The organism is Brevibacterium sp. R8603A2, from assembly GCF_023072605.1.
GTDB lineage: Bacteria > Actinomycetota > Actinomycetes > Actinomycetales > Brevibacteriaceae > Brevibacterium > Brevibacterium pityocampae.
In genome coordinates, this window is sequence record NZ_JALLGN010000002.1 from 252,568 (window position 1) to 267,419 (window position 14,852).

Below are 14,852 nucleotides of genomic sequence, written 5' to 3' on the forward strand. Positions count from 1 at the left end.
CACCACTCCCCGGCCCGGCGCACCGGTCGTACAAGCAGATTTCATCTGTTCGGCAGGTCCGCGCCACCGCGTGCACCGCTGCCGGTCCGACCCTGGTCCCATGACCATCCTGCCGCCGCACGCCCGGACCGGATTCCCCACCGCACCCCGCTCGCGGGTGGGGCCCGCCGACCTGGAGATCCCGCTCGGGGCCCGCAGCCGGCTCTACCGGGCGTTCGAGATCCTCCCCGGCGCGGTGAGCATCTCCGCGATCCTCCTCGTCTTCCTCGTGCCTCTCGTGTCGCCACGGGCGGGAGCGGTCTACGTGCTGTGCGTCGTCGGGGTGATGTTCCTCCGCGCGATCCGCGGCTCGGTCGACCTCGCCCGCGGCTACACCCGGTTCCGCGCCTCGGCCCGCGTCGACTGGGCCGCTCGGCTCCGCGACATCGGACGCACTCTCGAGGGCCGGAGAGTGCCGGCGAGCCCGCCCCATGCCTTCCACGCCGAGCGGCACCGTGCGCTCCTCGCGCAGGTCGCCGCGCACCCTGAGCGCTACCCGCACCCGGCATCGCTCGTCCACGCGGTGGTCGTCGCCGCGTACAACGAGTCGTACTCGGTCATCGCCCCGACGCTGCGCACCCTGGCCTGCAGCTCCACGCCGGGCGAGCAGATGTGGATCGTGTTCGCCTACGAGGAGCGCGGCGGTGCGGAGATGGAGCACACCGCCCAGCGGCTGCGCGCGGAGTTCGGCCACCGCTTCGCGGTCTTCGAGCTCGTACGGCACCCGCGCGACCTGCCCGGTGAGATCGCCGGCAAGGGCGCGAACATCACGTATGCCGGACAGCACCTCCAGGCGCTCGCCGTGCGGCGCGGGGTCGCCGCGGAGTCCGTCCTCGTCACCACTCTCGACTGCGACAACAAGCCGTACGAGAGCTACTTCGACTACGTCGCCTACGAGTACATCGCCTGCCTCGAGCGGAAGCGACGCGCCTTCCAGCCGATCAGCCTGTACCTCAGCAACATCTGGGACGCCCCGGCCGTCACCCGCGTCATCGCCTCGGCGAACTGCTTCTGGAACCTCACGTGCACGGTGCGGCCCTTCTCGCTGCGGAACTTCGCCTCGCACACCCAGCCGCTCGATGCGCTCGTCGAGATGGGCTTCTGGTCCACCCGCACGATCGTCGAGGACGGCCACCAGTTCTGGCGCTCGTACTTCCACTTCGAGGGCGACTACGCGGTAGTGCCGATCCACGTCCCGATCCACCAGGACGCGGTCCTGGCCGGCACCCTGCGGCAGACCATGGGCGCCCAATTCAGACAGCTGAGCCGCTGGTCCTACGGGGCCTCCGACATCGCCTACGTCGCCGCCGGCGTGTTCGGCGCGCAGCGGCGGGTCCCGCTGCTGCGGAGCACCCTCCACCTCCTCACTCTGCTCGAGGGGCACGTGACGCTCGCCTGCGTGTCGGTGATCATCGCGCTCGGCGGCTGGACCCCGTTCCTCATCATGCGCCGGACCGGGGGTGCGGATGCGCTGGTGAGCCAGATGCCGCTGCTCGTCGGGATGATCCAGCAGATCGCGATGATCAGCCTGCTGATCTCGCTCGTCGTGTTCTGGAACCTCCTGCCGCCGCGCCCCGTGCGCTACGGGCCGGCGCGCAGCGTCGCGATGCTCGCCCAGTGGCTCCTCTACCCTGCGACGATCCTCGGCTACAACGCGACCACCGCGCTGTACTCCCAGAGCAGGCTGCTGCTGGGCCGGTACCGGGAACGGTTCGAGGTCACCGAGAAGGTCGCCGGCGGCGGGGCCGGGATCCCCACGGCCGGGCGGGTGCGGCTGGGTACAGTGGGGCTGTGCGCGATGCCCGGTACTACCTCTTCCTCGTCCTCGCCAACGCGTTCTGGGCGGGCAACTTCGTCGTCGGCGGACTGATCGCCGACTCCGTCTCCCCGCTCTTCCTCACCACGGTCCGCTGGGTGCTGGCGACCGTGCCGCTGTTCGTCCTCGCCGCGTTCGTCGAGAAGCCGGACTGGAAGGCGGTGTTCGCCGAGTGGCGGCTCCACGTGCTTCTCAGCTGCCTCGGGCTCATCGGCTACGCGCTCTTCACCTATCTGGCGCTCGCCCACACCTCCTCGGTGTCGGCCTCGCTGCTCAACTCGGTGGGCCCTGCGCTCATCGCGGTCGTCGCCGTCCTCGTCGCCCGGGAGCGGCTGACCGGGACGGCGGTGCTCGGGCTCGCGCTCTCCCTGCTCGGCGCGGTGATCGTGCTCGTGCGCTTCGACGGCGGCGGGGTCGGGCTCGACCTCGGCATCGGCACCCTGTTCATGCTCGTCGCGGTGAGCGTGTTCGTCGTCTACACGGTGCTCGGCCGGTTCCTGACCTCCTCGCCGGTGTCGGCGACCGCCGTCCAGGCGCTCTTCGCCTCGGCGGTGCTCGTGCCGGCGACGCTGCTGCTCGGGGCGCCCGGCCCGGCGCATGGGATCACGTGGCTCGGGGTCGTCTACATCGGGATCTTCCCGTCCGCGCTGTCCTACCTCATGTGGAACCTCGCGGTGCGTGGGATCGGGGCGGCGCGCGCCGGGGTCTACCTCAACCTCGTGCCGTTCTTCACCGCAATCATCGGCCTCTTCATCGGCGACCCGATCACGGGGATCCAGGTGCTCGGCGGGGTGCTCATCGTCGCCGGCGTCGTCATCACCTCGCGCCGGCCCGGGGCCGCGCCCCGAACGCCGCCGGTGCCGGCCCGCTCCCCCGACTGAGGCACCGATGCGCGGAGGTCGGCCGATCTGCGTCCCGGCGAACCCGGATCATCGCGGATCGAGCACCCGGCGCGGTGCGCCGGACCTGCCGGGCGGCGTCAGTCGTCCCAGGCGGCGAGATCGAGGACGAGGCGCCCGCGCACGCCGCCCTGCTCGAACCGGGTGTGCGCGGCAGCGGCCTCCTCCGGCGGGTAGACGTCGGCGACGGTGAGCTCGAGCGTGCCGTCCTCGACGGCGGTCCGCAGGTCCTCGAGCATCGCGCGCGAGCCGTACTCGGTGACGACCGCGGTCCGGCGGAACCGGATGTCGCGCTCGCCGGTGCCCTTCCAGAACCGCACCGCCGCATAGGCGCCGCCGTCGCGCACGGCCGGCACCGCCTTCTCGTCCATCACCGCGGCGTCGATGAGGCCGTCGACCCCGTCGGGCACGAGCGCGCGGATCCTCTCCGCGACGTCGTCCCCGCGCTCGACCACATGGTCCGGTCCGGCCGATTCGACGAGGGCGCGGTCCTTCTCCGAGGAGTCCGCGATGACGGTGAGGCCTGCGCGCTTCGCGAGGCGCACGGAGTACTGCCCGAGGGTGCCGGCGGCACCGGTGACGGCGAGGGTCTGTCCGGGCGCGAGGTCGAGCTTGGCGAGCGCCTGGAGCGCGGTGAGGCCGTTCATCGGCAGGGTCGCCGCCTGCTGGAGGCTCACCCCCGCCGGGATCCGGGCGACCGCATCGTCTGCGGCGACGAGGTACTGGGCGTAGGCGCCGCCGTGCTCGCTCACCGGGACCGCCATCGCCATGACCTCGTCCCCGACCTGCCAGGAGCTGCCCTCCCCCACGGCGTCGACGATGCCGGCGGCATCCATCCCGGGGACATAGGGCGACTTCAGGCTCGACACGTCCTGGACGCCCGAGCGGAACGTCGTGTCGGTGGGATTTACCGCCGCCGCGTGGACGCGGATGCGGACCTCACCGGGACCCGGCTGCGGCTGGGGGACCTCGTGGACGGCGAGGGCCTCGGGCCCTCCGAACTCTTCTACTCCGATGACCTTCATGCTTCGCCCAACCCCGCCGGAGCGGCATCCATTCCCGCTCTCGTGAGGCGTATCACATGTCAGGATTGACCCGCCGATCGGCGCGCACCAGACTGGACGGACAGAGACAACCGCGTCGAGGAGGGACGAGCAATGGTGCATCGGGTATGGAACGGGCAGGCGCACATGCCCTCGGTCATGGATTCCCAGATCGAGATCGTCAGGGGCGAGGGCGCCTATGTCTGGGATTCCCAGGGGAAGAAGTACTTCGACGGCTCGGCCAGCCTGTGGCACGCGAACATCGGCCACGGCCGGAAGGAGCTGGCCGAGGCCGCGCACCGGCAGATGCTCGAGCTCGAGACCTACCACACGTTCGGACGCTTCATCAACGAGCCGGCGCGCACCCTGGCCGACAGGCTCGCGGCGATGTCCCCGATCGAGAACCCCAAGGTCATCTTCAACTCCGGCGGCTCCGATGCCATCGACGTCGCGTGCAAGCTCGCGCGGCGGTACTGGCAGGCGGTCGGCCACACCGAGCGCACGGTCATCGTCTCGCGCGACACCTCGTACCACGGGCTCCACGCCTTCGGCACGGCGATCGCCGGACTCGAGCCCAACCGCGAGGGCTACGGCACGGAATCGCTCGTGCCCGACACCGCGCGCGTGTCGGCGAACGATCCGGCGAAGCTCGAGGAGCAGATCCTCGCGCTCGGCCCGGAGCGCATCGCGGCGTTCGTCGCGGAGCCGGTGATCGGCGCCGGCGGCGTCATCGGTCCGGCCGTCGGCTACTTCGAGACGGTGCAGCGCCTGGCGAAGGAGCACGGATTCCTCTTCATCGCCGACGAGGTCATCACCGGATTCGGCCGCACCGGGAAGATGTTCGCCTCCGAGCGCTACTCCCTCGATCCCGACATCCACACCATGGCCAAGGGCCTCACCTCCGGCTACGCCCCGCTGGGCGGCATCCAGATCGCCGAGCGGGTGTGGGAGCCGTTCTTCACCGGCGGCATGGACGCCCCGGCCTTCCGCCACGGCGTGACGTACTCCGGCCACGCCACGGCCTGCGCCGTCGCGCACGCCAACCTCGACGTGCTCGAGCGGGAGGACCTCGTCGAGCGCGCCGGCAAGCTCGAGGACGTCCTCGCTGACGAGCTCGACGCGCTCCGCGACGTCGACGGGATCGTCGAGGTGCGCTCGCGCGCCGGGTTCCTCGGCGCCGTCGCCTTCGCCGAGGGCATCGTCAACGAGACGATCGTGCGCCGGGTCGAGGACCGCGGAGTGATCCTCCGCGCACTGCCGGGCAACGCCCTGCAGATCTCCCCGCCGTTCGTCGCCGAGCCCGAGGACCTCGCGCACACCGCGACGGCGATCCGCGAGGCCGTCGAGGAGGGCTGAGCCTACTCGAACATCCGGCGCGGATTCGCCGCGAGCATCGTGTCGATATCCGCGTCGGACACCCCGCGCTCCCGCAGCGCGGGGAGCACGTCCTCGCTGATGTGCCGGTAGTTCCACTTCGGCACCGCCTGCGCCTTGGCCTCGGGGTCGAACCAGTCGATGAAGCACGCGGCGTCGTGGGCGAGCACGACCCGGTCGGCGTACCCGCGGCGGACGAGCTCGACGACGGTGTCGACCCGCTGTTCGAACGGCAGCAGCACATCGAGGCCGAACCGGTCCATGCCGAGCAGCGAACCCGCGTCCGCGAGGCGCATGAGGTAGTCGAGGTCCGTCGAGTCCCCGGAGTGGCCGATGACGACCTTCGTCAGGTCCGCGCCCGTCTCCGCGAGCACGCGCTGGGCGACGAGTCCGGACTCCGTGTGCGGATTCGTGTGGACGGTGATCGGCGCCCCCGTCCGGACCGACGCCTCGCCGACCGCGCGCATGACGCGCTCGACGCCCGGGGTCAGGCCCTGCTCCTCGATCGCGCACTTGAGGAATGCCGCGCGCACCCCGGTGTCGGCGATGCCCTCGGTGAGGTCGCGGACGAAGAGCTCGACGAGCGGCTCGGGGACGTCGAACATCAGGCCCGGGCCGGTGTAGTGGAACTGGAACGGGATCTCGTTGTACGTGTAGAGGCCGGTGGCCACGACGATCTGCAGATCGGTCCCCTCGGCGACCCGCTGGATGCGCGGGATGTAGCGGCCCAGCCCGAGCACCGTGGGGTCGAGGATCGTGTCGATCCCGAGCTCCTTGAGCCCCTGCAGCTCCTGCTGCGCCCGCACGACCTGCGCCTCCTCGTCCCACGCTTCGTAGTTGACCCGGTACTCCTCGCCGAGCACGAAGACGTGCTCGTGGACGAGCGTCCGCCCGAGGTCAGCGCTGTCGATCGGTCCCGTCGCCGTCTGCACCTGTGCCATGCCGTCTCCTCGTCGAGATCGCGCGGCAGCCGCTCCGGCGCCGCTGGTGATTCACATCACATCACGGATGGGCGTCGCGTTCCAGGTCCGTGGCACCGTCCCCGCGTCAGGAGCCCTGCTGAGCGGCGAGCGCGGATTCGAGTCGGGCGCGGTCCTCGGCGGGAGGGGCCGCGCTCTTCCGGGTCTCGCGGTCCCAGAACACGACGACGGCGGCAGAGCGCGCCACCACTGTGCCATCGGGGGTGCGCATGGTCTCCGCGGTGCGCAGGCTCGTGTTCCCCAGGTGCTCGATCGCACAGTCGACGGCCACCGACTCCGCGTCCGCGGTGAGCTCGGAGACGTAGTCGATCTCGAGGCGGGCGATGAGGTGGCTGTCGGCGCACGTCAGACCGAGCCCGCTGCGCAGCCAGCGCGAGCGCGCCTCGTCGAGGAGGGTAAGGTACGTGCCGTGGTAGACGTGGCCGTTGGCGTCGAGGTCGCGCCACCGCAGCGGCACGTCGATCGGATTCATCCCGAGGGCTCCTTCGCATCATCGTCGGGGTCGGCGCCGAACCCCAGAGGAGAGGCGCCACCGCGCCTCCATCCTCACACGTCCCGCCCGCCGGGGAACGGATGCGCATATCTCTATCTCACTATTTTTGCGCGGTTCCGCCGAGGTCTATATTCACCATCAAGCCCCTTCTATCGGGATCTGTCCGAAACAGAAAGAATCGATCATGCGATCTCGCCGCCTGCTCCCCGCAGTCCTCACCCTCCCCCTCGTCACCCTCGCCGCGTGCGGCGGAGGCGGGACCTCGGCGTCGGGATCCGACACCCCGGTCGCAGTCGCCACCACGAGCGTGCTCGGCAGCGTGCTCGGCCAGATCACCGAGTGCGCGGGGACCGCATCGTCGTCCCTCATGGGCCCGGGCGACGATCCGCACACCTTCCAGCCGTCGTCCGCGCAGATGGCCGAGCTCGCCGGGGCCGAGCTCGTCGTCGCCAACGGCCTCGACCTCGAGGGCGGTCTCGAGTCCGCCCTCGCGAACGCGGAGCAGGACGGCGCGACGGTGCTCGAGGTCGCGCCCGAGGTCGACCCGCTCCCCTGGGGCGCCGCCGCGGACGACCACGACGGCCACGATCATGCCGACGACGCCGGCACGGACGATCACGGCGACGAGGAGTACGACCACGGCGACGAGCCGACCTCGGGGAGCGGAACCTCCGGGGCCCCCGCCGACGACCACGACGGGCACGACCACGGGACCGACGAGCACGACCACGCCCACGACGAGGACACGGCGCAGCCCGGCGGCGCCGTCGACCCGCACGCGGGGCACGACCACGGCGACGAGGACCCGCACTTCTGGATGGACGTGAGCCGGATGGCCGCGGCGGCGCACGTCATCGGCGACGCGCTCGCCGAGCAGACGGGCGACGACGCCTACGGAGACTGCGGCGCGCAGATCGAGCAGGAGCTTACCGACACCGACGCCGAGGTCCGCGAGCTCCTCGCCGGCATCCCGGAGGAGAAGCGGGTGCTCATCACCGACCACGAGGCGTTCGGCTACTTCGCCGACGCCTACGACTTCGAGATCGCCGGGGTCGTGGTCCCCGGCGGTTCGACCGATGCCGAACCCTCTTCCGCCGAGCTCGCCGAGCTCACCGCGGTCATCGATGAGACCGGGGTTCCGGTGATCTTCTCCAACACCGCGGTCTCGACCTCGCTCGTCGACGCCGTGGCCGCCGAGGCCGGCACCGCGGTCGAGGTCGTCGAGCTCCACGTGGGCAGCGTGGGACCGGAGGATTCCGAGGCGGGCACATATCAGGGCATGATGGTCGAGAACGCCCGGGCGGTCGCCGAGGCCCTCGGCTGACACCGCCCGCTCCCACCGCATCCCGCCGCACGCCGGCGACCCGAGCTCCGAGGACGACGACCGCATGGAATGGTTCACCGAGCCCTTCGCGCTGGGCTTCCAGCAGCGCGCCCTCCTGGGCGGTCTGATCTCCGCGATCATGGCCTCCGTCGTCGGGGTGTGGCTGGTGCTGCGCGGCATGAGCTTCTTCGGCGATGCGTTCGCCCACGGCATCCTGCCCGGCATCGCCGTGGCGATGCTCCTCGACGTCTCCCCCGCCCTCGGCGCCGCGGCGGCGGTCGTCGGCATGGTCGCGCTCGTCGAGTGGATCCACCGCGCGACGCCGCTCCACGAGGACACCGGGATCGGGCTGCTGTTCGTCGCGATGATGGCGCTCGGCGTGGTCATCATCTCGACGATGGACTCCTACACCGGGGATCTCACCGGCATCCTGTTCGGCGACGCGCTCGGCATCACGCCCGAGGTGCTCCGCAGGATGATCGCCCCCGCGGTGATCGTGCTCATCGCCTCCGCCGTGCTCTACCGGCCCCTCCTCGCGCTCGCCTTCTCCCAGAGCAAGGCCCGCTCCCTCGGTCTGCGGCCGAAGCTCATCCACGCGCTCCTCCTCGTGCTCATCGCGGCCGCCGTCATCGTCGGCTTCCGGTCCGTGGGCACCATGCTCGTGTTCGGCCTGCTCGTCGGCCCGCCGGCGACCGCCTCCCTGCTGTCGCGCACGGTCCCGCAGATGTTCGCGTGGTCCATCGGCATCGCGGTGTTCGCCGTGTGGTCCGGGCTGCTCCTGAGCTTCCACCTCGGAACCGCGGGCTCGGCGACGATGGCGCTCGTCCCGATCGTGCTGTTCTTCCTCACCCTGAGCGGGCGACAGATCGTCCTCGCCGTCCGTCACCGCGGGGTCGGCGACGCGGATCCGGACGCTCCCGCGCCGGCGCCCGGCGCCCCGGCGAACGGCACGACCTCCTCCGCGCTCGATCCTGCAGACGCTCCCGAGGGCCGCTCCCCCGGGACCTCCGTCCTCGCCCCGCACGTCCCGGATCACCGACTGCCGGCGGCCGGGACGGACGAGGCGGCCGGGGACGGCGCGGCCGCGCTCGGCCACGGCGCTGGCGACCCCCACGTGCACACGGCGTTCGAGGACGCCGACCACGTCATCACCCCGGCCGAGGTGCCGCTCGCCGAGGCGGACGACATCGTCCTCGCCTACGGCCAGCACGTGGCGACCACCCGCTCGACCTTCGCGCTCCGGCAGGGGCACGTGGTCGCGATCATCGGACCCAACGGCTCGGGCAAGTCGACGCTCCTCCACGCGATCGCCGGCCTCATGGCACCCCGGTCCGGGCGCATGCGGGTGCTCGGCGCGAAGCCTGCGAACGGCTGGAGGAAGGTCGCCTACGTCATGCAGGCCGTCGAGGTGCCGGCCGGGATCCCGCTCACCGTCCGCGAGGTCGTCGCGATGGGCCGCTACTCGACCCTCGGCTGGTTCCGGCCGTTCCGCCGCCACGACCGGCAGCGCGTGCGGTGGGCGATGGACGAGCTCGCGATCACCGACCTCGCCCACCGGCATCTCTCCGAGCTCTCCGGCGGTCAGCGCCAGCGGGTGTACGTCGCCCAGGCGCTCGCGCAGGACCACATCGCACTCCTCCTCGACGAGCCGCTCACCGGGCTCGACCTCGTCTCCGCGCGGACCATCGACCGGATCATCCATGCCGAGCAGGAGCACGGCCACTCGGTCGTCATGACGACCCACGACCTCGAGGAAGCGCGCGCGGCCGACCACGTGCTGCTGACCTCGGGCCGGGTGCTCGCCTCGGGTCCGCCCGAGCGGGCGCTCACCCGGCGCAACCTCGAGATCGCCTACGGGCTCGGCGCGCTCCATCGCGAGTCGGACGATCACGACGGCGAACTGCCCGAGGTGCTCCCCGACCCCGTCCACGACTCACACGACGACCCGAGCGATCCCTCGCCGCGGTGATCCGTCGCGGCGGCGCGGAAGCCCGTCTCGTCCGGGCAGGGTGACTTGCCGCCGGAATGGATGCCGCCGCCGGTCGCTCGCTAGGCTCGACGACTATGACGACATCGCCCTCCGCCTCGAACAACTGGCTCCTGCTCGCCCTCGTCGCCCTCGTGTCCTTCGGGGGTGCGGTGCTCTATGCGGTCGTCGGCGACCCGGACTCGCCGATCTACCTCGGGTACTTCGTCGTCATGGCGGCCGCGGTGGCCGGCATCGCGTTCTGGTGGTTCGGCGCGCACCCGCCGCACCTGTCCGGACCCCGGTGGGGGTACATCGGAGTGGTCGTCCTCCTCATCGCCGGCGGCACCGTGCTCGGAATGATCCCCGGCACCCGCGCGATCGCCTCATGGCTGATGATCGGCGCGTGCTTCGTGCTCTACGGCCTCCTCGAACGGTCGGCGGCGATCGTCGTGAGCGGTGCGGTCACGCTCGTCGCGGCGTTCGCGGCCTATGTGATGGACCTCGACCGGCTCGGCCTGGTCCTCGAGATCGTCACCGGATTCGTGTTCGCGGTGGGTGCGGGCGTCCTCCGCGCTCAGGGGCGCAGCACGTCGCCGACGACCCCGGAGAACTTCTGAGCCGCGGCATCGATCGATGCCGCGGCTCAGACGGGATGGGGTGCCTGAGTAGTACGTTCGGCAACTCCGCCCCCAAGACAAAAACCCTGGTCAACCGCCTAGACCGTGGGTTCTACGAGGTCTCTCGACGTCCCCAGGATACCGCTCCGAAGGACGATCGTGGCCCTGTCGTGAGGACTGTTGAGACGGCTCAGACTTTTCTCACCGCCTCCGAGGTGAACGCCCTCATCGGTGACTACCTGGCTGGGATGAGCGTCAAGGCACTCGCTGAGAGGTACGGCATCCACCGCGCCACGGTGTTCTCCCACCTGCGTCGCCGCAACGTGCCGAGCCGCCGCCCGGGGCTCGGAGTCGACGAGAAGGCGGAGGCCGCGCGCCTCGCGCGCGCGGGCGTCTCGATGCGAGCGATCGGTCGCCGGATGGGCGTGGACCGCAAGGCCGTGCGGGCAGCACTGGTCGAGGCTGAACTCATTGCGGATGAGTCTGCTGGCGGTTCGTAGCACCGCTCTGGGCCGCTGATCACCCAGAGGACTTCGGTGGATATCGTCGCTCCCGACGTGTCTCAGCCCGGAGACCGAGGCGTGCGGCTACCGTTGGAGACGAACGACTGCTCTCGCCGGTTCGGCACCGAGGGCGTGGAACGCCGGACGGAGCACGAGAGCAGGGCTGGATATGGCTTACGAGCAGCTACCGATAGTCGAGGTCGACCTCGACCAGCTCCTTCTCGACCTGGAGAACTACCGCATACCGACGCGCCGCGACGACGAAGCAGGTGCGCTGAAGTACCTGTTTGCATCCGAGGACGTCCTCGGAGCGGCGCGCCTAATCCTCCGTGACGGCTACTTCGACAACGAAGTCCCGATCGTGACGTCGGCATCGGCGTCCGGCGGTAGCTCCCCATACACCGTGCTGGAAGGCAACCGGCGACTCAGCGCGCTCAAGGCGCTCCAGGACCCGACGATCGTGCCCGGCCATGAGGCAGAGATTCGCGCGCTGCTGAAGCGGTACGCAGTGGAGGCGGAGAATCTCCCCGAACGAATCCGTGTCATCGTCGCTCCCGACCGGGCGACGGCTGCACCCCACGTCGCGAGGTTGCACACCGGTATCTCGAAGAGGCGCTGGAGCCGCGATCAGCAGGCAACCTTCTACTATTCGCTCGTCGACGATCAGACCACGGTCGACGATGTGAAGGCACAGTACCCCGACGTCGAGGTTGCCAGGTTCATGCGCATGGCCGTCATGCGACGCTTCCTCAGCGCAGCGCCATTCTCCGATCACACCCTCCGGCAGTACGCCGCGAGTGACGACCTGGCGATGTCGGCCTTCGAGTACGCCTACCGAAGCAAGGAGATTGCTTCCGCGATCGGCGTGGAGTTCGACAAGGACGGCATGCTTCTGCCGCGGGCCTCGACACCTGAGAAGATCGCTTCGAAGTTGCCGAAGAAGAAGCTCAGCGCTTTGGAGTACCTCGTTAGCGAGTTCCGCGCAGGCCGTCTCAACACACGCTCACCAGAGTTCAAGAAGCGCAGCCAGGACTATCAGTCCCTGGTGGATCGCCTCAACGGCGTATCGACTGCGGCTCCGGCCCAACCAGCGCCGCCAACTCCTCCCGCGCAACCGACGCCATCCGGGCCATCCCAAGGTGGCGCGTCCGGCGCGCCGGGTGGCCCCAACACTGGCGGGAGTGGTGCTGCTCCGAACCCACCCGGCCCTCCTGGCGGCACGGGCAGCCGTGGACCCAACCATCCAGACACGAAGGACACGCTTGATCTGTCGGGGCTGGACTACGAGAACGCGCCGCTGAATCTCAAGCTGCGATACTTCGAGTTGCGCACGATCAGCCTCTCCAATCTCACTATCGCGGCCGCGATCCTCATGCGCTCAGTACTGGAGGCCACCATCAAGGTCCATTTCGAGGGGTCTCCAACCCCCGCCACTGGACAGTTGAGCGATGTATTCAAGCGCGTGGTGCAGGCCTATGGACAAGACAAGTCGCTCAAGTCAGGCATTAGTGCAATCCAGTCGGGTAATGCGCACAAGCACGGATCGATCCAGTGGTTCAACCTCATCGCGCACAGTGCCGATGCTTCCGTGAGTGCGGATGACGTCCGGCAGGCATGGAAGGTCGTGAACCCGTTGCTTAGGCGCTTGTTGCGCCCGCCGTCGCAGGCGTCGTCTGCAACGACTTGATCGCCCGCGCGACCGACGGGGATGCCACGAGCAGCTCTTCCGCCTGTCCCGGATACCTAGCGGAGTAGGTGAGTTCCAGTCGGCACTGGAACTGATCTCGGTACAGTTTCTCGATCAGCGGGGCTGTGTCGTAGGTCATTAACCAGTGCGCACTTTCAACGGAGTTGACGATCGTCGAGAGCGCCTTGTGGTCTCTTCCGTCGAAGGCATTGAGATAGAGTTGGGAGCCTGCTTGCACGTAGGGCGGGTCGATGTACATGAATGACCGGTCATCGTGAGAGTACTGCTGGATCACAGTCCGGCCATCCAGATCAGAGACCGTGATTCGATCCGCTAGAGCACCGATCGCAGTCAACCGCTCGACGAGTGTCAGCCGGTTGAATCGTGCATCAATCTTGTACTTTCCCTCCTGACTCTGACCGCCGATAACGCCGGCGTTCAGAATCCCGGAGCGATTGGTTCGATTCAAGAAGAAGAACGCGAAGCCCAGGCGCAGTGCATCGCGCTCGTCCCGTGAGCGATATATCTCCCGCTGGCGCTGCCACTCGTCGATCGTGAGTGGCGTTGACGCGACCATTTCCACGAACTCTGCGTTGTTGCCAACGACGGACTTCCAGAAGGCGTGGACGGCTGGGTCGATGTCGTTGACTACCAGGTGCTGGACGATGCCCTCGCGCAGAAGCGCGATCCCTGCGCCCACACCTCCGGCGTAGGGTTCGATGTAGCGGGCGTCCTTGATGCCAAGAATGTCGATGATGTCAGCGAAGAAGCCAGCGAGCGCAGCCTTTCCGCCGGGGTATCGCAATGGTGAGAGTGTGCCGTATCGGCGTGACCCGATGACACGCAGGCTGTCAGTCATTGGAGTCCTTTCTCGCCCGGTGTGCGGCAACACGGCAGCGGGCTGAGCAGAAGCGAGCATCACCTCGTCCGAGGAACGCTTGGTCGCAGTGCTCGCAATCTCGCCATGCCTCGCGGCGGCGTAGGCGTTCATGGCGCAACGCGCGATCAAGCTCGGTGAGCCCCACGTCACTCAGGCTGCCTAGACGCTTCATGTTACGGATAGTACCTGCTACAGATCACCTCGTGGTTCGCCACGCGGACGGTCCCGCGAATAGGCCGTTCTTCGAAGTCCGCCGGGTGAATCTCCGTAGTTGCGCCCGTGTCGCCTCAAGCGGGAGAGGACCGCTGAGCAGGGCGGGTGTCAGTGAGGCTCGGTCCGCGCACCTCGTCGGTAACGAGCACCGAGAGGAACCGATGATGGCCAGGTTGAGTGATCTCGCGAGCGACGAACGCACCGCGAGGATTGTGCTGTCGATGCTCGTCGAGCCCAATGACCCGGTGACGGGACGCATCTTGTCCAGGCTCGGAGCAGTCGAGACGCTCTGGCTCGCTGAACGCGACGGTGCGGTGGTGGGGCTGAGCTCCGTAGACGCGCAGGTCTGGCGCGACCGCCTCAGAGTGCCAGGTGCGAAGGAACTGACGGGGCGTATCGACCAGGTGCAGCAATCGGGGGTTCGAGCACTCATCCCAGGCGATAGCGACTGGCCCACCGCCCTCGACGACCTTGGTGAAGTTGCGCCCTACCTGCTTTGGACTCGCGGCGCGTCATCCTTCCTCTCCCGTCCGATGAGCGATTTCGTCACGATCACCGGCGCTCGGGCATGCACGTCCTACGGCGACTACGTGGCTCGGGAACTCGCCAGTTCCGTTGCCGCAGACGAACGAGTTGTCGTTGCAAGAGGCGGCTACGGGATCGAAGGCGCGTTACACCTGGCAGCCCTCGCGGCGGGTGGCGACACGATCGCCATCCTCGCCAACGGAGTCGATCGTCCGTACCCCGTCGGCCATCGCGTCCTGCTTGATCGCGTCGCTGATGTCGGTCTTCTTGCAAGCGAGGTTCCGCCCGGCGCCGTTCCGACTCGGCACCGGGTCATCGCCCGCGCTCGGCTGATGGCTGCGCTGTCCTTTGCGACGGTCATCGTGAACCGCCCCGGGTTCTCTGCCGCTACTTTGCGGGTTCGGGCTCTCGGTTGAGGGCCTCGTAGTGGAGCGTCTCGAACTCTATCGGGGTGAGCATCCCGAGGGAGCCGTGGAGGCGCCGATTGTTG

Annotated in this window: 13 protein-coding genes; 9 read left to right on the forward strand and 4 right to left on the reverse strand. The window is 69.0% G+C overall.

What is annotated here, in order from left to right:
* The first annotated feature begins 100 nt into the window (after positions 1-100).
* Together MTQ12_RS03485 and MTQ12_RS03490 are read left to right on the forward strand one after the other, a co-directional pair.
* Positions 101-1,909 carry a glycosyltransferase family 2 protein gene (locus MTQ12_RS03485; protein WP_247423952.1) on the forward strand — a complete coding sequence of 603 codons (1,809 nt, stop codon included), beginning with the start codon at positions 101-103 and terminating at the stop codon, positions 1,907-1,909.
* Positions 1,831-2,736: a DMT family transporter gene (locus MTQ12_RS03490; RefSeq protein WP_247423954.1), complete on the forward strand. Its 906-nt coding sequence runs from the start codon at positions 1,831-1,833 to the stop codon at positions 2,734-2,736. Before MTQ12_RS03485 ends, MTQ12_RS03490 begins: the two co-directional genes overlap by 79 nt.
* A 98-nt stretch (positions 2,737-2,834) precedes the next feature.
* On the opposite strand, the gene MTQ12_RS03495 is transcribed toward MTQ12_RS03490, so the two are convergent.
* Positions 2,835-3,779, reverse strand: a complete 945-nt coding sequence (locus MTQ12_RS03495; RefSeq protein ID WP_247423956.1) for an NADP-dependent oxidoreductase — start codon at positions 3,777-3,779, stop codon at positions 2,835-2,837.
* Positions 3,780-3,911: 132 nt separating this feature from the next.
* On the opposite strand from MTQ12_RS03495, the gene MTQ12_RS03500 reads away from it, so the two are divergent.
* Positions 3,912-5,153, forward strand: coding sequence for an aminotransferase class III-fold pyridoxal phosphate-dependent enzyme (locus tag MTQ12_RS03500; RefSeq protein ID WP_247423959.1), 1,242 nt, complete (start codon positions 3,912-3,914; stop codon positions 5,151-5,153).
* A gap of 2 nt (positions 5,154-5,155) precedes the next feature.
* Here MTQ12_RS03500 and MTQ12_RS03505 read toward each other — a convergent pair whose 3' ends face one another.
* Together MTQ12_RS03505 and MTQ12_RS03510 are read right to left on the reverse strand one after the other, a co-directional pair.
* A complete protein-coding gene (locus tag MTQ12_RS03505; protein WP_247423961.1) occupies positions 5,156-6,112 on the reverse strand; it encodes a phosphotriesterase-related protein in 957 nt (318 codons plus the stop codon).
* A 106-nt stretch (positions 6,113-6,218) separates the two neighbouring features.
* A complete protein-coding gene (locus tag MTQ12_RS03510) occupies positions 6,219-6,623 on the reverse strand; it encodes a thioesterase family protein (protein WP_247423963.1) in 405 nt (134 codons plus the stop codon).
* Positions 6,624-6,828: 205 nt separating this feature from the next.
* On the opposite strand from MTQ12_RS03510, the gene MTQ12_RS03515 reads away from it, so the two are divergent.
* The 5 genes from MTQ12_RS03515 (at position 6,829) to MTQ12_RS03535 (ending at position 12,744) form a co-directional block, all read left to right on the forward strand.
* Positions 6,829-7,968 (forward strand): metal ABC transporter substrate-binding protein, encoded by a 1,140-nt coding sequence (locus MTQ12_RS03515; protein WP_247423965.1) that lies wholly within the window; start codon positions 6,829-6,831, stop codon positions 7,966-7,968.
* Positions 7,969-8,032: 64 nt separating this feature from the next.
* Positions 8,033-9,937, forward strand: a complete 1,905-nt coding sequence (locus MTQ12_RS03520; protein ID WP_247423967.1) for a metal ABC transporter permease — start codon at positions 8,033-8,035, stop codon at positions 9,935-9,937.
* A 95-nt stretch (positions 9,938-10,032) separates the two neighbouring features.
* Positions 10,033-10,554 (forward strand): hypothetical protein, encoded by a 522-nt coding sequence (locus MTQ12_RS03525; RefSeq protein WP_247423969.1) that lies wholly within the window; start codon positions 10,033-10,035, stop codon positions 10,552-10,554.
* Positions 10,555-10,769: 215 nt separating this feature from the next.
* On the forward strand, positions 10,770-11,054 hold the full coding sequence (locus MTQ12_RS03530; protein ID WP_247423971.1) for a helix-turn-helix domain-containing protein: 285 nt from the start codon (positions 10,770-10,772) through the stop codon (positions 11,052-11,054).
* Between the two features lie 172 nt (positions 11,055-11,226).
* Positions 11,227-12,744 carry a hypothetical protein gene (locus MTQ12_RS03535; RefSeq protein ID WP_247423974.1) on the forward strand — a complete coding sequence of 506 codons (1,518 nt, stop codon included), beginning with the start codon at positions 11,227-11,229 and terminating at the stop codon, positions 12,742-12,744.
* On the opposite strand, the gene MTQ12_RS03540 is transcribed toward MTQ12_RS03535, so the two are convergent.
* The gene (locus MTQ12_RS03540) at positions 12,695-13,735 is read right to left on the reverse strand and encodes a DNA adenine methylase (RefSeq protein WP_247423976.1); all 1,041 of its coding nucleotides are present in this window, start codon (positions 13,733-13,735) and stop codon (positions 12,695-12,697) included. The genes MTQ12_RS03535 and MTQ12_RS03540 overlap by 50 nt on opposite strands.
* 266 nt (positions 13,736-14,001) lie before the next feature.
* On the opposite strand from MTQ12_RS03540, the gene MTQ12_RS03545 reads away from it, so the two are divergent.
* Positions 14,002-14,778: a DNA-processing protein DprA gene (locus MTQ12_RS03545; RefSeq protein WP_247423978.1), complete on the forward strand. Its 777-nt coding sequence runs from the start codon at positions 14,002-14,004 to the stop codon at positions 14,776-14,778.
* The last annotated feature ends 74 nt before the right edge of the window (positions 14,779-14,852 follow it).